At 61.7% G+C, this 16,910-nt stretch carries 22 protein-coding genes and 2 pseudogenes; 20 read left to right on the forward strand and 4 right to left on the reverse strand.

What is annotated here, in order from left to right:
- Window positions 1-121: 121 nt before the first annotated feature.
- Together NKI22_RS02080 and NKI22_RS02085 are read left to right on the forward strand one after the other, a co-directional pair.
- Window positions 122-571 carry an Lrp/AsnC family transcriptional regulator gene (locus NKI22_RS02080; RefSeq protein ID WP_023719620.1) on the forward strand — a complete coding sequence of 150 codons (450 nt, stop codon included), beginning with the start codon at window positions 122-124 and terminating at the stop codon, window positions 569-571.
- Window positions 572-666: 95 nt separating this feature from the next.
- Window positions 667-1,437: a sulfite exporter TauE/SafE family protein gene (locus tag NKI22_RS02085; RefSeq protein ID WP_023719619.1), complete on the forward strand. Its 771-nt coding sequence runs from the start codon at window positions 667-669 to the stop codon at window positions 1,435-1,437.
- Between the two features lie 40 nt (window positions 1,438-1,477).
- Here the strand turns inward: NKI22_RS02085 and NKI22_RS02090 are convergent, their stop codons facing one another.
- Window positions 1,478-2,029 (reverse strand): DUF2269 family protein, encoded by a 552-nt coding sequence (locus tag NKI22_RS02090; RefSeq protein ID WP_352494153.1) that lies wholly within the window; start codon window positions 2,027-2,029, stop codon window positions 1,478-1,480.
- Window positions 2,030-2,607: 578 nt separating this feature from the next.
- Here NKI22_RS02090 and rcdA point away from each other — a divergent pair.
- From rcdA to NKI22_RS31410, 6 genes and pseudogenes are all read left to right on the forward strand, one after another.
- Window positions 2,608-3,135, forward strand: a complete 528-nt coding sequence (rcdA, locus tag NKI22_RS02095; protein WP_023719617.1) for a protease adaptor protein RcdA — start codon at window positions 2,608-2,610, stop codon at window positions 3,133-3,135.
- A gap of 307 nt (window positions 3,136-3,442) precedes the next feature.
- Entirely contained in the window at window positions 3,443-3,955 is a 513-nt protein-coding gene (gene ruvC / locus NKI22_RS02100; protein WP_352480921.1) for a crossover junction endodeoxyribonuclease RuvC, read from the forward strand.
- A 56-nt stretch (window positions 3,956-4,011) separates the two neighbouring features.
- A complete protein-coding gene (locus tag NKI22_RS02105; protein WP_023719615.1) occupies window positions 4,012-4,281 on the forward strand; it encodes an AbrB/MazE/SpoVT family DNA-binding domain-containing protein in 270 nt (89 codons plus the stop codon).
- Window positions 4,259-4,681, forward strand: a complete 423-nt coding sequence (locus NKI22_RS02110) for a type II toxin-antitoxin system VapC family toxin (RefSeq protein WP_023719614.1) — start codon at window positions 4,259-4,261, stop codon at window positions 4,679-4,681. The genes NKI22_RS02105 and NKI22_RS02110 overlap by 23 nt, the downstream gene beginning before the upstream one ends.
- A 13-nt stretch (window positions 4,682-4,694) precedes the next feature.
- Window positions 4,695-5,315: a Holliday junction branch migration protein RuvA gene (gene ruvA / locus NKI22_RS02115; RefSeq protein ID WP_023719613.1), complete on the forward strand. Its 621-nt coding sequence runs from the start codon at window positions 4,695-4,697 to the stop codon at window positions 5,313-5,315.
- A 40-nt stretch (window positions 5,316-5,355) separates the two neighbouring features.
- Window positions 5,356-5,430, forward strand: a pseudogene (locus tag NKI22_RS31410) (AbrB/MazE/SpoVT family DNA-binding domain-containing protein); the annotation flags it as partial.
- A gap of 3 nt (window positions 5,431-5,433) precedes the next feature.
- On the opposite strand, the gene NKI22_RS31415 reads toward NKI22_RS31410, so the two are convergent.
- On the reverse strand, window positions 5,434-5,688 hold the full coding sequence (locus tag NKI22_RS31415; protein WP_348633225.1) for a hypothetical protein: 255 nt from the start codon (window positions 5,686-5,688) through the stop codon (window positions 5,434-5,436).
- Here NKI22_RS31415 and ruvB point away from each other — a divergent pair.
- From ruvB to NKI22_RS02160, 8 genes and pseudogenes are all read left to right on the forward strand, one after another.
- The gene (gene ruvB, locus NKI22_RS02125) at window positions 5,687-6,727 is read left to right on the forward strand and encodes a Holliday junction branch migration DNA helicase RuvB (RefSeq protein ID WP_023719611.1); all 1,041 of its coding nucleotides are present in this window, start codon (window positions 5,687-5,689) and stop codon (window positions 6,725-6,727) included. The genes NKI22_RS31415 and ruvB overlap by 2 nt on opposite strands.
- 125 nt (window positions 6,728-6,852) lie before the next feature.
- Window positions 6,853-7,323, forward strand: a complete 471-nt coding sequence (gene ybgC, locus NKI22_RS02130; protein ID WP_023719610.1) for a tol-pal system-associated acyl-CoA thioesterase — start codon at window positions 6,853-6,855, stop codon at window positions 7,321-7,323.
- Window positions 7,324-7,619: 296 nt separating this feature from the next.
- Window positions 7,620-8,330, forward strand: a complete 711-nt coding sequence (gene tolQ / locus NKI22_RS02135) for a protein TolQ (RefSeq protein ID WP_023719609.1) — start codon at window positions 7,620-7,622, stop codon at window positions 8,328-8,330.
- 9 nt (window positions 8,331-8,339) lie between these two features.
- Complete coding sequence (locus tag NKI22_RS02140; protein ID WP_352494160.1) at window positions 8,340-8,798, forward strand: ExbD/TolR family protein; 459 nt, start codon at window positions 8,340-8,342, stop codon at window positions 8,796-8,798.
- 8 nt (window positions 8,799-8,806) lie between these two features.
- On the forward strand, window positions 8,807-9,964 hold the full coding sequence (tolA, locus tag NKI22_RS02145; RefSeq protein ID WP_352494161.1) for a cell envelope integrity protein TolA: 1,158 nt from the start codon (window positions 8,807-8,809) through the stop codon (window positions 9,962-9,964).
- A gap of 80 nt (window positions 9,965-10,044) precedes the next feature.
- Entirely contained in the window at window positions 10,045-11,316 is a 1,272-nt protein-coding gene (gene tolB / locus NKI22_RS02150) for a Tol-Pal system beta propeller repeat protein TolB (protein WP_502897679.1), read from the forward strand.
- Window positions 11,317-11,360: 44 nt separating this feature from the next.
- The gene (locus NKI22_RS02155; RefSeq protein WP_352815040.1) at window positions 11,361-11,609 is read left to right on the forward strand and encodes a four helix bundle protein; all 249 of its coding nucleotides are present in this window, start codon (window positions 11,361-11,363) and stop codon (window positions 11,607-11,609) included.
- Window positions 11,570-12,118: pseudogene (locus NKI22_RS02160) on the forward strand (citrate synthase); the annotation flags it as partial. The gene NKI22_RS02155 and the pseudogene NKI22_RS02160, both read left to right, overlap by 40 nt.
- Window positions 12,119-12,159: 41 nt before the next feature.
- On the opposite strand, the gene NKI22_RS02165 reads toward NKI22_RS02160, so the two are convergent.
- Window positions 12,160-12,813: a TetR/AcrR family transcriptional regulator gene (locus NKI22_RS02165; RefSeq protein ID WP_352494173.1), complete on the reverse strand. Its 654-nt coding sequence runs from the start codon at window positions 12,811-12,813 to the stop codon at window positions 12,160-12,162.
- 101 nt (window positions 12,814-12,914) lie between these two features.
- On the opposite strand from NKI22_RS02165, the gene NKI22_RS02170 reads away from it, so the two are divergent.
- Entirely contained in the window at window positions 12,915-13,361 is a 447-nt protein-coding gene (locus tag NKI22_RS02170; protein ID WP_023721012.1) for a hypothetical protein, read from the forward strand.
- A 127-nt stretch (window positions 13,362-13,488) separates the two neighbouring features.
- Here NKI22_RS02170 and phaR read toward each other — a convergent pair whose 3' ends face one another.
- Complete coding sequence (phaR, locus tag NKI22_RS02175) at window positions 13,489-14,097, reverse strand: polyhydroxyalkanoate synthesis repressor PhaR (RefSeq protein WP_023721013.1); 609 nt, start codon at window positions 14,095-14,097, stop codon at window positions 13,489-13,491.
- A 278-nt stretch (window positions 14,098-14,375) separates the two neighbouring features.
- Here phaR and NKI22_RS02180 point away from each other — a divergent pair, with 278 nt between their 5' ends.
- The 3 genes from NKI22_RS02180 (at window position 14,376) to NKI22_RS02190 (ending at window position 16,722) form a co-directional block, all read left to right on the forward strand.
- Complete coding sequence (locus NKI22_RS02180; RefSeq protein WP_352480897.1) at window positions 14,376-15,560, forward strand: acetyl-CoA C-acetyltransferase; 1,185 nt, start codon at window positions 14,376-14,378, stop codon at window positions 15,558-15,560.
- Window positions 15,561-15,664: 104 nt separating this feature from the next.
- Window positions 15,665-16,390 (forward strand): acetoacetyl-CoA reductase, encoded by a 726-nt coding sequence (gene phbB / locus NKI22_RS02185; protein ID WP_023721015.1) that lies wholly within the window; start codon window positions 15,665-15,667, stop codon window positions 16,388-16,390.
- Between the two features lie 32 nt (window positions 16,391-16,422).
- A complete protein-coding gene (locus tag NKI22_RS02190) occupies window positions 16,423-16,722 on the forward strand; it encodes a hypothetical protein (protein ID WP_352815042.1) in 300 nt (99 codons plus the stop codon).
- The last annotated feature ends 188 nt before the right edge of the window (window positions 16,723-16,910 follow it).

The raw sequence follows: 16,910 nt of genomic DNA on the forward strand, positions 1-16,910 counted from the left end.
AACCCGTTGAGATTCTATAATCCCACGGCAGATATGGGCCTTTCCATGACTTGTAGCTGGTGATATGCAGAACGAACCTAATTTAATTAGGTAAACATCGGCTTTTTCTTGGAATTGTAAAATGCTGGACGAGCTCGATAGAAAGCTCCTCGATATCCTGGTCAGGGATTCACGGACCTCGCTGAAGGAACTGGCGCTGCAGGTCGGGTTGTCGTCGCCAAGCGTTTCGGAGCGGCTTCGGCGGCTTGAGGATCGCGGCGTCATTCGCGCATTCACCATCGACATCGATCCGCAGGCGCTCGGCTACGCCTTGCAGGCCATCGTTCGCATCCGGCCGTTGCCCGGTAAGCTGCACATCGTCCAGAAGCTGATCGAGGAAATCCCGGAATTCGGCGAATGCGACAAGGTGACGGGCGATGACTGCTTCGTCGCCCGGCTGTTCGTCCGCTCGATCGGCGAGCTCGACGGCATTCTCGACCGCATCGCCGACAAGGCCGAAACCAGCACCGCCATCATCAAGGCGCAGCCGATCCGGAGACGCCCGCCGCCGCTCGACATGCCAAATATGTGACGGGCTCCGGTGGCGTGGCCCACGTATTTGCGGTCGCGGTCTGGCCATTTCTGGTCTATTCCAGAGTTCAACTTTCCCTCCAGCCTCCTTTCCCCATGTCAGGCCTGCTCATCGATCCCTGGTTCTATGCCGCGGCCATGCCGGCCGTCATCCTCGTCGGCCTGTCGAAAGGCGGCTTCGGCGGCGCCGTCGGCTTTGTCGGCGTGCCATTGATGGCGCTGACCATGCCGCCGGTTCAGGCTGCCGCAATTCTTCTGCCAATTCTGTGCCTGATGGACATTGTCTCGGTGTGGACATGGTGGGGTATCTTCGACCGCAAGATGCTGGCCGACATGATGCCGGGTGCCGTGATCGGCATTGCCCTTGGCTGGCTGACGGCGGCACTTGTAACCGAAGAGATGGTCCGGCTGATCGTCGGCGCGGTCGCCCTGATCTTCGTGCTGCGCTGGCTCTATTTGCAACTCCGCCACGGTGCCGGCCACGCGGCGGAGCCCAACCGCGTTGCCGCCGGCTTCTGGGGTACCGTTGCCGGGTTCACCAGCTTCGTCGCCCATGTCGGCGGCCCGCCTTTTCAGGTCTATGCGTTGCCGATCAGGCTGGATCCGAAGGTGCTGTCCGGCACCGCGGCGATCTTCTTCGCCGTCACCAATGCACTGAAGCTCATCCCCTATTTCGCGCTCGGCCAGTTCGACACCACCAATTTGACCGCGTCGGCGGTGCTGATGCCGCTGGCGCCGCTGTCGACAATCGCCGGCGCCTGGCTGGTGCGGCGGATGCGGCCGGAGCTGTTCTATCCCTTCACCTATGCGACCGTGGCGGTCGTCGCGGTCAAGCTTCTGTGGGACGGCATCGCCGGCCTTCTGTAAGACGGCGGCCCCAGGCGGCCGCCGCCGGATTCCTTAAACCTCAGGCGGCACTCGGCAGCAGCGGCCGCGTCCTGCCAAGCGCGAGAGCAGCGCCGGTTGCCAGCACGAACGCCATGCAGCCAAGAATGGTGATGTCGTGCAGTGTCGGCTTCAGCACCATGTCCGCGATGATCATCAGCATCACCGAATAGTCGAAGCGCGCGGCATTGAGGACGCGCTGGCCCTGGGCAAGCACCGCCGGCGTCACGCCATCCTTGGCGATCATGCCTGCCATGCGGTCGGCAGTCGGCTTGAAGACGAACATGCCGATGCAGAAGGTCGTCGCATAACCGGCAAGGCCGATCAGCACCCACAAATCGGAAAAGCCGACCCAGAAGCCGCACATGATGAGGCCGAAGAGCAATGTCAGCATCGATATCGGCGCGAAGAACCGGTTACCGAGCTCGCCAGTGGCGCGCATCGCCTGCAACATGCCTTCGACGTTTCCAGCGCGGTCGGCGCGTACCGCAAGCAGCATCAGGGTGAAGCCGCCGCCGACCCAGAGGATCGCCGAGACGATGTGCAGAAATTTAACGGCCGAGTACCAGTCCATTGTTCGCTCCTTGAGAAATTTTCATGATTGCCGGAGCGCAATTTTGCTCCGCCTCGTTGCGAGGAGCGGGCGTTTAGCGCGGCGCCTGTTTCGGAACGATGTCGCGCGGCGAGCGGATCTGTTTCGGTATGTCGGTCACGATCTGGAGGAACCGTGGCGCAAGCGCGTCGCCCCCACTTTCCAGCCGGTGGTGAGAGCGGCGGCTTAGCCGGCCATCTGTGCTGTTACGGCACAGATGCTGGGCGCTTGATCGAAAAATATGCCCTGCGTTAAGGCTTTGTTAAGCTTTACAGGCGTTTACTATGTCCATCCAGTGATCTGGATTCTTACCGAGTGGTTGGAGCCACTTTGTTTGACGCCTCCCTGTTAAACTCCTGAGAGCCGCCTTATCCGCGGCTCTTTTTTTGTTCGCCGGCATGGAGCCCCTTGGGCCAAATGCGGCCGTTAACCGTTTGTTAAACATGTGCTTGCCTTCGCCGGCAGCGAAGCGCATTTTCAAGCTTCAGTCGTTTAGGCTGCCGGATATGGCGGCCAAGAGCCGAATCGGCCGGCTGTCAGGCAAGTGCAGGGGCGCAGCGATGAACGAGCCTTCGAAGGCGAGCGCGAACACCATCAAGCTGGCGGAGCGCCGGGTTTTCTCCCAATCCTTCAAGCCGCTCTATCAGGAAGGCATGGGCTTGGTCGAGCAGGCGGCCGAATATCTCGACGGCAAGGGCCGCGCCGAGGCCAAGAAGCTGTCGAGGCTGGCGGCGACGCTTTATGCGGCCGAGTCGATGCGGCTGACCACCAGGCTGATGCAGGTCGCCTCGTGGCTGCTTTTGCAGCGGGCGGCGAATTCCGGCGAGATGACCCGCGATCAGGTGGCTTCCGAAAAATCCAAGGTGCGTCTCGACACCGCCTCCGCGCATGACGAGGCGCCCGGCTGGGCCGAGCTGCCGACGGATTTCGTCGACCTCGTCAACCGCTCGCTGCGCCTGCAGGCGCTGGTGCGCCGCATGGACGAGGAGATCTATGGCGGCCTCGCCGAGGTGCCTCAGTCGAGCCGTCGCCTCAATCCGGTCTCCGACCAGATCACGTTGCTCAACACGGCTTTCGCCCGCGGCTGAGAGACCGTTTGGAAACTCTACTCCAGCGGCCATCTGGCGGCGTTTTCTCCGCTTACCTGCAGCGCCGCGTCCTTTTGGACGCGCAAAGGACGCTGCAGCACTTTGATTGCGCATGATCCCCTCGGGATCACGCGTGGGCTCACGGACCCAAGTGTCCGCTGCGCTCCGGTTCTCGAAACCACCACCATATGACTCGCCGGAGCGACCTTTCGAAACGGTCTCAGAGGCTTTGTGGACATCACGAGCCCCGTTTCTGGTTTGTTCACATTTCGCTGGCATCGCTGCCCGCCGAAGGTAGAATTGGCGGATGGGGGAAGCGATTCGCATCATCGGCATCGATCCGGGGCTTAGGCGCACCGGCTGGGGCATCGTCGAAAGCCTTGGCAATTCGCTGCGCTTCGTCGCTTCCGGCACAGTACGGTCCGACGACAAGGCGGCGCTGGCGGTGCGTCTTTGCCAATTGCATGACGGGCTTGCCGAGATCCTGCATGCCACGATGCCGCACGAGGCGGCGGTGGAGCAGACCTTCGTCAACAAGGATGCCGCGGCGACGCTGAAACTCGGCCAGGCACGCGGCATCGCCATGCTGGTGCCGGCGCGCGCCGGCCTTGCCGTTGCCGAATATGCGCCCAACGCCGTCAAGAAGGCGGTGATCGGTGTCGGCCATGGCGACAAGAAGCAGATCCATATGATGGTCAAGGTGCTGATGCCGAAGGCGACTTTCGACACCGACGACGCCGCCGATGCGCTGGCCATCGCCATCTGTCACGCGCATCACAGGCAGAGCATCGCCTACAGGATGGCGATGCTGGCCGAATAAGTTTGTTCTTGACTTGTTCTCCAGTGAACAATAAGTAATACCAACGAGGTATTACCATGCGCGTTACCACCAAGGGCCAAGTGACCATCCCGAAGGAAATACGGGATCATCTGGGTATCGGCCCGGGCTCGGAGGTGGAGTTCGTCCCCACCGAGGACGGTGCTCGTGTCATTGCGGTCGACGAAAACATGTCGAAGGAGGAAGCCTCGCGCAGATTCAGCCAGATGCTCGGCCGTATGGCTGGTACGCTGGATCTGGGGGGCATGACGGCGGACGAATATGTGGAATGGCTGAGGGGCCCGCGTGAAGACCTCGACATTGATTGACACAAACGTCCTGATCGACGTTTGGGGTCCTGCCGGACGGGAGACGAAATGGTCGGCATCAGCAATTACCGCATGCCGGCGCGACGGCGCACTCGTAATCAATGCAATCGTCTGGTCCGAACTCGCGCCGTTGATCGCGACCGAACAGGCCCTTCGCCAAGCAGTCGACATGCTCAAGATGGATCGCGAATTCCTGCCGTGGGAAGCGGCCTTCCTTGCTGGTGTCACGCACTCCCGCTATCGCCGCGCCGGCGGCCTCCGCGAACGAACGCTGCCGGATTTCTTTATTGGAGCCCATGCGGTTGTCGCTGGGCATCGCCTGCTGACGCGCGATGCCGCGCGCTATCGCAGCTATTTCCCGGACCTCGATATCATCTCTCCGGAAACCCACCCGGCATGATCGGCAAGCTCAAATGATCGGCAAGCTAAAAGGCACGCTGGACGAGATCGACGAGGATTTCTGCATCGTCGATGTGCATGGCGTCGGCTATGTCGCCTATTGCTCGGCGCGCACGCTTGCCGCATTGCCGCCGCCCGGCGAGGCGGTGATATTGTTCATCGAGACCTATGTGCGCGAGGATATGCTGCGGCTCTATGGGTTCCAGTCGGTGCTGGAGCGCGAATGGTTCCGGTTGTTGATGAACAATGTGCAGGGCGTCGGCGCCAAGGTGGCGCTGGCAATCCTGTCGACGCTGGCGCCGGCCGACCTCGCCAATGCGATTGCGTTGCGCGATATCGCCATGGTCAGCCGCGCGCCGGGCGTCGGCAAGAAGGTGGCGGAGCGCATCGTCACCGAGTTGAAGAACAAGGCGCCGGCCTATGCAGGTGCTGCCTCCGGCACCATCGGCCTGAAGCAGGAGCTCGGCGAAGGCGTTGCTTCGGCGCCGATCACCGACGCAGTCTCGGCGCTGGTCAATCTCGGCTATTCTCGCGACACTGCCGCCAACGCAGTGGCGGCGGCGTTGAAGACGGCCGGCGAGGAAGCGGACGCGTCGAAGCTGATCCGCTTCGGGCTGAAGGAGCTGGCACGGTGAGATGTTGCCCGACAAATAAATTCCGACTAGGAACAAGAGCATGGTCGGATATGCGGGCTTGACCTCCAGGGGGCAGCTTACGATTCCAAAGAAAGTCCGGAACGAGTTGTCGCTCAAGTCAGGCGATACTGTTGCCTGGACGGTCGTGGATGGTCTCCTGATAGGAACGCCGCGCAATCTCGAATTTGCCGACCTCGCTGGATTTCTGGGTGATCCACCTAACGGGCCCGCTACGCTGGAACAGATCGACGCGGTGGTAAGGGATGCAGTGGGCCGCCAGGTTGTTGGCGAGCAGCAAGACGCCGAACGAGAGGGTGCCGGGTGACGTTAATCCGTGTCGATACGAACTTTTTCCTTCGAGCGGTATGCGCATGAGCCTTTCGCCACGCCTCATTGCTCCCGACAAACGCGGCGAGGACGCCGAGCAGACCTTGCGGCCCCAGACGCTCGGCGACTTCGTCGGCCAGGCGGCGGTGCGGGCCAATCTCAAAGTGTTCATCGAGGCCGCCAAGGGCCGCAGCGAAGCGCTCGATCATGTGCTGTTCGTCGGCCCGCCCGGCCTCGGCAAGACGACGCTGGCGCAGATCATGGCGCGCGAGCTCGGCGTCAATTTCCGCTCGACCTCGGGTCCGGTCATCGCCAAGGCCGGGGATCTCGCGGCGCTGCTCACCAACCTCGAAGACCGCGACGTGCTGTTCATCGACGAGATCCACCGGCTCAACCCGGCGGTCGAGGAAATCCTCTATCCGGCGATGGAGGATTTCCAGCTCGACCTGATCATCGGCGAGGGGCCTGCGGCGCGCTCGGTCAAGATCGACCTGGCCCGCTTCACGCTAGTCGCCGCCACCACCCGGCTCGGCCTGTTGACCAACCCGCTGCGCGACCGCTTCGGCATTCCGGTGCGGCTCAATTTCTATTCCGTCGAGGAACTCGAGCAGATCGTGCGGCGCGGCGCCCGCATCCTTGCCATGCCGCTCGGTGACGACGGTGCTTTGGAGATCGCCCGGCGGGCGCGCGGCACGCCGCGCATCGCGGGCCGGCTGTTGCGCCGGGTGCGCGACTTCGCCAGCGTTGCGGGCGACGGCCATGTCGACCGCAAGATCGCCGACGAGGCGCTGACGCGGCTGGAGGTCGACGGGCTCGGCCTCGACGCGCTCGACCGCCGCTATTTGTCGATGATCGCCCGGAATTTCGGCGGCGGGCCGGTCGGCATCGAAACCATCGCCGCTGGGCTTTCCGAGCCGCGCGATGCCATCGAGGACATCATCGAACCCTTTCTGATCCAGCAAGGCTTTATCATGCGCACTCCGCGCGGCCGCGTGCTGGCGGCCAATGCCTGGCGGCATCTCGGCCTCGACGCGCCGAAGGACCTGGCGCAGCAGCAGATCAGCCTATTCCAGGAAGAGCCGTAAGTTCCGCTGCTTATGGCTTCGGTGCTGGCAGTTCCCGGCCCCGCCCTCCAGGTCTTGATCATCGCCGGTCTATGCGCAAAACAGGTGTTGCTTAAAACAGGGCCCGTCGGGCCAAAAGGACAGCAATGGACGATCACCGTGAATCGGCATTGTCCGCCGGGCTTTCCGGCGCGCTGACGGAATTCGGCCATCGATTGATGGCGCGGGTCTATTATGCAGACACCGATTTTTCCGGCGTCGTCTACCACGCGCGCTATCTCGAGTTCTTCGAGCGCGGCCGTTCCGATTATCTGCGCTTGGCCGGCGTCCACCACACCGAGCTTGCCGAGGGCAAACATGGCGAGAAAATAGTCTGGGTGGTGCGGCGCATGGAAATCGATTTCCGCGGTTCGGCCCGCATGGACGACATCCTGACCATCGATACGCGCACCGACGAGATTTCCGGTGCGCGGATCGTCATGGCGCAGCAATTGAAGCGCGGCAGCGAAGTGCTGGTCGAGGCGCGGGTCGAAGCGGCGATCGTCGGCGACAACGGACGGCCGCGGCGCTTTCCCAAGGACTGGATCGCAGCTTTCATGCCAAGAACGCGCAAATAAAGATTCAGAGGCGGACGATCCCGGAACTTCCGGTCCACGCCAGAATCGCCGGGCGACCTATCAGGGCGCCGCAATGCGCCGCGCTGTACGTCCTAACCCATCCTTAACCATAACGGTCCATGAAGGGATTGGTTAAGATTGGAAGAATCCAAGCGCCTTCCTTTCACCAATATTTGCCCCGAAAAGGCCGCCAATGGTGCATTTGGGGTTATTCCGCCAGCTTAACGCGAACGGACCACAAGGGATGCCCATGGGCCAGCCGCCAGCCACGCCCGGAAAATCTTTAAGGACGTAACATGGAAAACATCGCTCTCGCCGAACCGGGCGCGCATTTATCGATTTGGGCCTTGTTCATGCAGGCCGGTTGGGTGGTCAAGCTGGTCATGATCGGGCTGCTCTGCGCCTCGATCTGGACCTGGGCGATCATCGTCGACAAGCTCGTCGCCTATGCCCGCATGCGGCTGGCGCTCAATCGCTTCGAACAGGTGTTCTGGTCGGGACAGTCGCTGGAAGAACTTTACCGCACGCTCGCCGACCGCAAGACGACCGGCATGAGCGCGATCTTCGTCGCCGCCATGCGCGAATGGAAGAAGAGCTTCGAGAAGGGCGCGAAATCGCCGCTCGGCCTGCAGACCCGCATCGACAAGGCCATGGATCTGGCGCTGACCCGCGAGATGGAAAAGCTGGAAGGGCGGCTCGGCTTTCTCGCCACCACCGGCTCGGCGGCGCCCTTTATCGGCCTGTTCGGCACGGTTATCGGCATCATGACCTCGTTCCAGGCGATCGCCGCGTCGAAGAACACCAGCCTGTCGGTGGTCGCGCCCGGCATCGCCGAGGCGCTGCTGGCGACGGCCATCGGCCTGCTCGCCGCCATCCCTGCCGTCATCGCCTACAACAAGCTGTCGTCCGACGCGAGCAAGATCGCGGTGCGCATGGAAGGGTTCGCGGATGAGTTCTCCGCCATACTCTCGCGCCAAATCGATGAAAAAGTCGTGCAGAAGGCCTGAGGAACGATCATGGGAATGTCCGTAAGCGCAGGTGGCGGAGGACGCGGCGGGCGCGGCCACAGGCGGCGCGGCCGCCATCACGCCCTGATATCGGAGATCAACGTCACGCCGATGGTCGACGTGATGCTGGTGCTGCTGATCATCTTCATGGTCGCGGCGCCGTTGCTGACGGTCGGCGTTCCGGTCGATCTGCCGGAAACTCAGGCCAAGCCGATTGCGGCCGACACGCAACCGATTACCCTATCAATCAATGCCGCCGGCCAGATTTTCATTCAGGAAACCGAGATCCCGATCGAGGAACTGGTGGCAAAGCTGCAGGCGATTTCGAAGACCGGCTATGACGAGCGCATTTTCGTTCGCGCCGACAAGGCAACCAATTATGGAGCGGCTCTGAAGGTCATGGGCTATGTCCAAGCCGCTGGCTACAAGAACATGAGTCTCCTGTCACTGCAGGAACAGGATCAGTAGACAAGAACATGCGGACCGGCCTCACCACATCGGTGATCTTGCATACGGTGGCGCTGGCCTTCGGCCTGTTCACGTTGTCCTCGCCGCCCGCGATGCCCGCGTCTGATGCGGAATCGGTGTCGGTCGAGATCGTGCCGATGGAAGCGACGGCACAGATCCTGCAAGGCGACAAGAAGGCTGTGATGCACGACAAGCCGGCGCCGGTGCCGACGCAGCGTCCCGACATCGTTCCCGACGCCCAGAAAGTCGGCGATAACAGCGTCGACACCGACAAGCCGCCGACACCTGAGCCCAAGCCCCAGCCAGTCGACATGACGGCGGCCCCGCCACCCGCGCCGACGCCGGTCGAAAAGCCCAAGCCCGAGGACGTGCCGAAGCCGAAGGAAGAGCCGAAGCCAATTCCCGCTACGGAGGTAGCGCCGGTGCCGCAGCCGAAGGAAGAGGTCAAGCCAGAACCGGTCAAGCAGACCGAGCCCAAGCCGACGCCGGCCAAGGAGCCGACGCCCACGCCGCCGCAGGACAAGACCGCCGCGATCGATCCACAGCCCGAGGTCAAGCCGGACGCCGTCGCCGAGGCGATTGCCAAGGAACCGCCAACCGAGGAGGCGCAGCTTCCCGACTCGGCCCCCGCGCCTGAGGCTCGGCCGAAGCCGCAGCCGGTCCAGGCCGAAAGCGCCAAGGCGCCGGAGCGCAAGGATGCCGACAAGCCGGTCAAGGAAGCCTCATCCAAGCCGAAATCGGACGACAAGCAATTCAACGCCGATGAGATTTCGGCTCTGCTCGACAAGCGGAAGCCGGCCGGTGGCGGCGCCAAGCGCTCGACCCAACAGTCTTCGCTCGGCGGCGACAAGGATCAGGGCCAGAAGCTCTCCAAATCGGAGATGGGAACCCTGGAAAATCAGCTTCAAGGATGCTGGACCCTGCCAGTCGGAGTGGAAGGCGCGGAGGATCTCGTCGCCGTGGTCCGCTTCAATCTTGACGCGTCGGGCAAGCTGGATGGCCGGCCTACTGTCGAAAAGTCGAGCGGAAACCGCCCGTTTGACGAAAGTGCCGTTCGCGCGGTTCAGAAATGCGACATGGCTGGCTTGCAGGTTCCCGCAGGCAAGCAGGACATCTGGTCCGACATCCAGGTCACTTTCGATCCGAGGGAGATGCTGGGCCTCTAGGCCGGCGCCCCCATAGAATCCTTGAAGAGAAGCGAGAAGACATGAAATCCATTCTCAAGCCGCTCCTGGCGATCGCAGCGATGGCGCTGGGCATGACCGTTGCTGCCACCCTGCCGGCGCGGGCGCTCGTTGAGCTCAACGTCAACAAGGGCAATGTCGAGCCGTTGCCGATCGCCATCACCGATTTCCAGGGCGGCGATGCGCTCGGCGCCGAGATTTCCGACATCGTCAGTGCCGACCTGAAACGCTCCGGCCTGTTCGCGCCGATCGACAAAAGCGCCTTCATCGAAAAGATCTCGAACCCGGATGCCACGCCGCGCTTCGAGGACTGGAAGGTGATCAATGCGCAGGCGCTGGTCACCGGCAGTGTCGGCAAGGAGGCTGACGGCCGTGTCCGCGCCCAGTACCGGCTGTGGGACACCTTTGCCGGCCAGCAGATGTCGGGCGAACAGTTCTTCGCCAACGACGCCAATACCAGGCGCGTCGCCCACATCATCGCCGACGCCATCTACGAACGGCTGACCGGCGAGAAGGGCTATTTCGACACGCGCGTCGTCTTCATCGACGAGTCCGGTGCCAAGAATGCGCGCAAGAAGCGGCTTGCCATCATGGACCAGGACGGCGCCAACGTCCGCTATCTCTCGAACGGCAAGTCGATCGTGCTGACGCCGCGCTTCTCGCCGAACCGGCAGGAAATCACCTATATGTCCTACGAGAGCGGTCAGCCGCGGGTGTACCTGCTGCAGATCGAGACGGGGCAGCGCGAGCTGGTCGGCAATTTCCCCGGCATGACGTTTGCGCCGCGCTTTTCGCCGGACGGCCAGAAAGTAATCATGAGCCTTCTGCGCGACGACGGAAATTCCAACATCTTCGCCATGGACCTGAGAAGCCGCTCGACGACCAGGCTTACCAACTCGACCGCCATCGATACGTCGCCATCCTACTCGCCCGACGGCAGCAAGGTGGTGTTCACCTCGGACCGCGGCGGCCGGGCGCAGATCTATGTGATGGGCGCCGACGGCTCGGGCCAGACCCGCATCTCGTTCGGCGACGGCGTCTATTCGACGCCGGTGTGGTCGCCGCGCGGCGATCTCATCGCCTTCACCAAGCAGACCGGCGGCGAATTCCAGATCGGCGTCATGCGCACCGACGGTTCGGGTGAGCGCATCCTGTCCACCGGCTTTCAGCAGGAAGGGCCGACCTGGGCACCCAACGGCCGGGTGCTGATGTTCTTCCGCGATTCCAATGGCGGACCAAAACTTGTGTCGGTCGACCTCACCGGCCGCAACGAACAGTCGATCCCGACAGCGAACTTCGCCTCGGATCCGGCCTGGTCGCCGCTGCTCGAATAGAGGAACTGAGGAATTGACGAACTGACGAGTTGAAGAACTGAAGAATGGAGAAGCCAGGGGCCTACATCGAGCACGCGAGGGATTTGGAAGTCTATAAGCGCGCCTATGCGGTTTCCCTTGGGGTACACAGAGCCACGCTTGCTTTTCCGAAAATGGAGCAATACGCGCTCGCCGATCAACTACGTCGTTCCAGCAAGGCGATCTGCGCCAATTTGGCTGAGGGTTTTGCCAAACAGACCCGCTCCAAGCCCGGATCCGCCGCTCGCTGGTGCTGTTGGCCGATCACGAACTGAACGCATCGACCTTCGCCGCGCGGGTCGCCGCGTCCACCGGTGCACCTGTTTCGGCCTGCTTGCTTGCTGGCCTCGCCACGCTCTCCGGTCCGCGCCATGGCGGCGCCGCGGAGGCGGTCATGATGCTGGCGGAGGATGCGCAGAGATTGGGGCCGGATGCGGCTGTCGGACGCTGGCTCGGTCACGACAGGCCACTGCCCGGATTTGGCCATCCGCTTTATCCCGACGGCGATCCGCGTGCGGAACCGTTGCTGGCCGCGATCGATGTCGATGATGGGCTGTTACGGCTTTGCGATGCGGCCTTTGCGGCAACGGGCATGCGCCCGAACGTCGATTTCGCCTTGGCCGCGCTGACGCGCAGCCTCCGTTTGCCGTCCGATGCGCCGTTTCGCTTGTTTGCGCTCGGCCGCAGCATCGGCTGGGCCGCGCATGCCGTGGAGCAGGTGACAAGCAGCGGCCTGATCAGACCACGCGCCCGCTACCAGGGACCGCTGCCGGAGTTCCATTAGCTGGCGACGCAATCGCGGGCCCTTTTTTGGGTGCTGGCGGATTAAGCTTTAGATGGAATGGTCATCCGGCTCATGAAAAGTCGGAGAGCCCGCTGCGCGGCCAGGGCTGGCGGCTCGGACGGATGCCATTCCCGGAAATGACCATCGATCGCCATGCGTGCCAACCCATAAACGAGTGCACGCGCGGCAAGCACAAGATGATCAAAGTCGGTGCCGGGAGCAAGCCGACCCTGTTGTTGCGCTTGCGTCAGCAAGTCGATCATCGTCCGCCGAATAGCCTCATTCTGATCACGAAGGCTGTCCGACCCTTCAAAATCAATCAGGGTTCGGGAACTGATGATCTGGAAATGCGTGGGGTTGCTAATTGCCCATTCCAGATAGCCTTGTCCGATTGCTTCGAAGGCCTCAATGGGATCTGCGCTGTCGATTTTCGACCGCGCCTTGGCAACGGCCTTTGTCAGCCGATCCATGGCCTGTTCGGCGACCGCGGTGAGCAGCGCTGTTTTCGATCGAAAATGCCGGAATGGCGCGCCGGGCGAAACGCCGGCACGTTTTGCGGCCTCGCGTACGGACACATGCTCGGCTCCCCGCTCCTCGATGATCTCCACGGTTGCCGTGATCAAGGCCTCGACGAGATTGCCGTGATGGTATCGCTTGGCATCTCCGGCTTCGTCGGAATCAGTTGTCTTGGTCATCTCAGTCAAATAGCACGAGAGCGGAATGTAATCACTGATTATTTCCCTTGTGTTCGAGCGCTGCGTATGTAATCAATGTTTACATCGCAACGGAGGTTACCATGTTTCGCATCACCGCAACGACTGCCCTCGCTTTCTCCTTATTGTCGCTCGTATCTGCCGAGGCCGAGGATCGGCCCACCCTGGAAGTCGTCTGGCCGACGGCAGGTTCAGTTGTCGAACTGGGCAATTCTCCTGAGAAGGCGATAGGCGTTGTCGTCAGGAGCAACTTCAGGCTGCTCACTGCGGGTGAGTGCGGGGAAATCAAGCAATGCGGCCACGTGCATATGAAGATCGATCCCAACGGAGACACCTGCAACATCCCCGGCAAGCCGTACAACAGCATGAACAGCGACTTTGGCGGTGATCTTATCAAGGCCCGTTTCGGCCATTGCCCGGATGCCGCCGGCAGACACGTGATCGGCGTGCTTCTTGCCGATGATCATCACCGGCCCATTCTAGTAGACGGCAAACCTGTTACCGCTCTGGTGACGGTGACCACGAAATAGGGCATGCCACGAAATAGAGCGTGCCACAAAATAGAGCGTGGATGACATCTTCACCTTCGAGGCGAAGATGTTTTCTGACACGGGCCTGCTGAGGGAAATTTTGGGCCGGCGCTTCGCCGGCCGGCAGTCACGACATCGTGTCGAGCTTGCGCTGCATCGCGGCGATCTGCTCCTTCAGCTCCTGAAGGTCGTCCGGTTTTTCCGGTGTTTCTTTCCTGGCCTGTTCGGCCGGTGCTGCTGCCGGCGCAGACCCCGCAGGCGGGAACGGCGTGAACAGCCGCATGGCGTTCTGGAACATTTCCATGTTACGCCGAGTCTGCTCCTCCAGCACCTTGATCGGCGTCGCGATCTTCATCATGTCCATCGGCGACTTGCCGAGGGCATCTTTCATCTGCTCGCGAAAGCGTTCCTGCTCCTTCGAGAAGGCCAGCATCGACTGTTCGAGAAAGCTTGGCACGATCATCTGCATCTGGTCGCCGTAGTAGGCGATGAGCTGACGCAGGAACGGGATCGGCAGCATGTTCTGCCCGTCCTTGTTCTCCAGCTCGAAGATGATCTGGGTCAGCACCGGATGCGTGATGTCGTCGCCGGTCTTGGCGTCCTGGACAGTAAAGTCCTCGCCTTTTTTGACCATTTCTGCGAGATCCTCGAGCGTCACATAGGTGCTGGTGCCCGTATTGTAGAGACGGCGATTGGCATATTTCTTGATAACAATAGGTTCGTCTTTCGCGGCCATCTGCATCCTCCCCGGACACCGGCCAGCTTAAGTAAGCCGCCGGTAACGATTGCGCCTTGTTAAAGGATATGCGCAAAAGCATCATGAATCCAAGCTGTTTGTGCAGTGCGGGAACATTTTATGCTGCGCAGCACGGATGGGCCGTCATCGCAGCGACGCGCGGCCTGCTTGCCGCGGAGGAACGCCATGCCCATTTCGGGTTTGACTCGGGTTGTGGAAAGGGCAAGAAAAGTCCCCGACGGCACCCGAAATCGCTCCCCGAAAGTTTGGAGAAGAACATGTCCGCTTCCAACGCCATCGTTGTCGCCAGTGCGGCGCGCACGCCTGTCGGCTCCTTCAACGGCGCCTTCGCCAACACGCCAGCTCATGAACTGGGTGCCGTCGCCGTCAGGGAAGCGCTTGCCCGCGCCGGCGTCGACGGCAAGGAGGTGGACGAGGTCATTCTCGGCCAGATCCTGACCGCGGCTCAAGGGCAGAACCCGGCGCGGCAGGCGGCCATGGCCGCCGGCGTGCCGCAGGAGGCGACCTCCTGGGGCCTGAACCAGCTCTGCGGCTCCGGCCTGCGCGCCATCGCGCTCGGCATGCAGCAGATCGCCCAGGGCGATGCAAAAATCATCGTTGCCGGCGGCCAGGAATCGATGTCGATGGCTCCGCATGCGCAGCATCTGCGCGGTGGCGTCAAGATGGGCGATTTCAAGCTGATCGACACCATGATCAAGGACGGCCTGACCGATGCCTTCTATGGTTACCATATGGGCAACACGGCGGAGAACGTCGCCCGCCAGTTCCAAATCACCCGCGACGACCAGGACCAGTTCGCACTGGCTTCCCAGAACAAGGCCGAGGCTGCGCAGAAAGGCGGAAAATTCAACGACGAGATCGTTGCCTTCACAGTCAAGGGCAGGAAGGGCGACACGATAGTCGACCAGGACGAGTACATCCGCCATGGCGCGACGATCGACGCCATGACCAAGCTCAAGCCCGCCTTCGACAAAGACGGCACGGTGACAGCAGCCAATGCTTCCGGCATCAATGACGGCGCCGCCGCCGTGGTGCTGATGACCGAAGCGGAAGCCGCAAGGCGCGGCATCACGCCGCTGGTGCGTATCGTTTCCTGGGCGACCGCCGGCGTTGACCCGCAGATCATGGGGACGGGACCGATCCCCTCCTCGCGCAAGGCGCTGGCCAAGGCCGGCTGGTCGGTCGGCGACCTCGATCTGGTCGAAGCCAACGAGGCCTTCGCCGCGCAGGCCTGCGCCGTCAACAAGGACATGGGCTGGGACCCGTCCATCGTCAACGTCAATGGCGGCGCCATCGCCATCGGCCATCCGGTCGGCGCCTCGGGCGCCCGCATCTTCAACACGCTGGTCTACGAAATGCGTCGCAGAAGTGCCAAGAAGGGTCTTGCCACGCTGTGCATCGGCGGCGGCATGGGCGTTGCCATGTGCGTGGAAGCATTGTGATGAGATAAGCGATACGAATAGGATACTGGCGCAAAGCGAGTAGGGAATAGAGGGCAAACCCTACCGCTTCAACGCTCAGTCATCTGCATTGCTCGGGAGGACACATGACAAAGGTTGCAATCGTCACAGGCGGGTCGCGCGGCATCGGCGCGGCGATATCGGTCGCCTTGAAAAGCGCCGGCTATTCGGTTGCCGCAAACTACGCCGGCAATGAGGAAGCGGCAGCAAAGTTCAAGGCAGCGACCGGCATCCCGGTCTACAAATGGTCGGTTGCCGACTACGAGGCCTGCGCTGCCGGCATCAAACAAGTAGAGGCCGATCTCGGTCCCGTATCGGTGCTGGTCAACAATGCAGGCATCACGCGCGACGCGATGTTCCACAAGATGACGCGCGAGCAATGGAAAGAGGTCCTCGACACCAACCTTTCCGGCGTCTTCAACATGACGCATCCGTTGTGGGGCGGCATGCGCGACCGCAAATTCGGCCGCGTCATCACCATCTCCTCGATCAATGGCCAGAAAGGGCAGGTCGGCCAGGTCAATTATTCGGCCTCGAAGGCCGGCGATATCGGCTTCACCAAGGCGTTGGCCCAGGAAGGCGCGCGCGCCGGCATCACCGTCAACGTCATCTGCCCCGGCTACATCGCCACCGAGATGGTCAAAGCGATGGACGAGAAGGTGCTCAACGAGCGTGTCCTTCCGCAGATCCCGGTCGGCCGTCTCGGCGAGCCGGAGGAGATCGCGCGCTGCGTCGTCTTCCTCGCTTCCGACGATGCCGGGTTCATCACCGGCTCGACAATATCAGCCAATGGCGGGCAGTACATCGCCTGACCGTTTATCTTTACGTTGAGATAGATACGCGCTTGGACGAACGGGCCTGCAAAACGGCCCGTTTCTATAGCGGTCTTCCCGTTGCAAGATCTCGATTCAGCACGCTGCCCCAATCCGGCACGCAAAGGTTAACGGCCGCTGCCCAGCCTGTGCAAAAACTGCCCGGCAGCCTGTGGATTCTCGGTGGAAAAGCTGTTCACAACACAACATGCTGCGGTGAACAAACCAAGAAACTTTGCCTATCGCTGATTCGTCGCCGATTCGTTCCGGCTTTGAGCGGAACGTTAACGGCGAGAGCCGAAAACGCCCTCGAAATGATTAAAGCGGATTAGGAAACATCAATAATTTCATAATGTTGGGCGAAGCAGATTGGCCGGCCACGATCATTCACCGGCAAAGGTTAACGGTGGTGCTCGTTTGAATGCCGCCTGCATGAATCGGGCCAGTTTCTGTGATTCAGCATGTGGTGAGACTCGCCGGCAGAAATCCCAGATGTAGCCGTGAACAAAACCTGAATCAG

It is taken from the genome of Mesorhizobium sp. M0778, from assembly GCF_040320105.1.
In the GTDB taxonomy this organism is placed as follows: domain Bacteria; phylum Pseudomonadota; class Alphaproteobacteria; order Rhizobiales; family Rhizobiaceae; genus Mesorhizobium.

Coding starts and splice junctions, on each gene's coding strand:
- tolQ (WP_023719609.1), top strand. CDS start 7,620: ATGGAAAACATCGCTCTCGCCGAACCGGGCGCGCATTTATCGATTTGG.
- NKI22_RS02165 (WP_352494173.1), bottom strand. CDS start 12,813: ATGACCAAGACAACTGATTCCGACGAAGCCGGAGATGCCAAGCGATAC.
- tolB (WP_502897679.1), top strand. CDS start 10,045: ATGGCGCTGGGCATGACCGTTGCTGCCACCCTGCCGGCGCGGGCGCTC.
- ruvA (WP_023719613.1), top strand. CDS start 4,695: ATGATCGGCAAGCTAAAAGGCACGCTGGACGAGATCGACGAGGATTTC.
- NKI22_RS02180 (WP_352480897.1), top strand. CDS start 14,376: ATGTCCGCTTCCAACGCCATCGTTGTCGCCAGTGCGGCGCGCACGCCT.
- ybgC (WP_023719610.1), top strand. CDS start 6,853: ATGGACGATCACCGTGAATCGGCATTGTCCGCCGGGCTTTCCGGCGCG.
- phaR (WP_023721013.1), bottom strand. CDS start 14,097: ATGGCCGCGAAAGACGAACCTATTGTTATCAAGAAATATGCCAATCGC.
- phbB (WP_023721015.1), top strand. CDS start 15,665: ATGACAAAGGTTGCAATCGTCACAGGCGGGTCGCGCGGCATCGGCGCG.
- ruvC (WP_352480921.1), top strand. CDS start 3,443: ATGGGGGAAGCGATTCGCATCATCGGCATCGATCCGGGGCTTAGGCGC.
- NKI22_RS31415 (WP_348633225.1), bottom strand. CDS start 5,688: ATGCGCATACCGCTCGAAGGAAAAAGTTCGTATCGACACGGATTAACG.
- NKI22_RS02170 (WP_023721012.1), top strand. CDS start 12,915: ATGTTTCGCATCACCGCAACGACTGCCCTCGCTTTCTCCTTATTGTCG.
- NKI22_RS02090 (WP_352494153.1), bottom strand. CDS start 2,029: ATGGACTGGTACTCGGCCGTTAAATTTCTGCACATCGTCTCGGCGATC.
- tolA (WP_352494161.1), top strand. CDS start 8,807: ATGCGGACCGGCCTCACCACATCGGTGATCTTGCATACGGTGGCGCTG.
- NKI22_RS02085 (WP_023719619.1), top strand. CDS start 667: ATGTCAGGCCTGCTCATCGATCCCTGGTTCTATGCCGCGGCCATGCCG.
- NKI22_RS02080 (WP_023719620.1), top strand. CDS start 122: ATGCTGGACGAGCTCGATAGAAAGCTCCTCGATATCCTGGTCAGGGAT.
- NKI22_RS02105 (WP_023719615.1), top strand. CDS start 4,012: ATGCGCGTTACCACCAAGGGCCAAGTGACCATCCCGAAGGAAATACGG.
- NKI22_RS02155 (WP_352815040.1), top strand. CDS start 11,361: ATGGAGAAGCCAGGGGCCTACATCGAGCACGCGAGGGATTTGGAAGTC.
- NKI22_RS02140 (WP_352494160.1), top strand. CDS start 8,340: ATGGGAATGTCCGTAAGCGCAGGTGGCGGAGGACGCGGCGGGCGCGGC.
- rcdA (WP_023719617.1), top strand. CDS start 2,608: ATGAACGAGCCTTCGAAGGCGAGCGCGAACACCATCAAGCTGGCGGAG.
- ruvB (WP_023719611.1), top strand. CDS start 5,687: ATGAGCCTTTCGCCACGCCTCATTGCTCCCGACAAACGCGGCGAGGAC.